1 pseudogene is annotated in these 514 nt (G+C 58.6%); it reads right to left on the reverse strand.

The features are described from left to right. Positions 1-419 (reverse strand): annotated as a pseudogene (locus EJI00_RS24940) (AP2 domain-containing protein); the annotation flags it as partial. Between the last annotated feature and the right edge of the window lie 95 nt (positions 420-514).

Raw genomic sequence — 514 nt, forward strand, 5'->3', positions numbered from 1 at the left:
TCTAGCAACTGCAGTTGCCTCTGCCTTTCGGCAATGGCCAGCGTCTTGGCGTGGGCATCGCCGTAGCGTTTGATCGAAAAAAACTTGCGCACCGTATTGCCCGGCCCCAGGCGGGTGGAGGCTTCCCAGTATCTGGGTATGCCATCTCTGTCCTTGGTGAGCTTGACCCCCGTGTAGCCACTGGTGTTGTTAGGCCGGGGGGTGGCCGCAAATTGTTGTCGCGTGGCCGGAGGGTGCTGTCTGATGATCTCATCGCGCCAGGCTTGGGCTTGGCGCAGCGCCGCAGCCTTGCTGCCATACACCGAGAAACTGAATATCTTGGCGAAGGTCACGCCATCACGCTGGATAGCCACATTCCAGTGCCCACCCCGAAGACGGATGCCATACATCGCAGCAGAATTGGTTTTTCCCAAAGGCATGGCGTCTTGCTCAGAAACTTGCGTTCAGGTTGAAGCCGAGCGTGACCTTGGCAGTCCTGTAGCCCTTAGGCTTTGAGATGGGGGCGCCGACGAAA

Source organism: Variovorax sp. DXTD-1, assembly GCF_003984625.1.
Lineage (GTDB): Bacteria > Pseudomonadota > Gammaproteobacteria > Burkholderiales > Burkholderiaceae_C > Variovorax.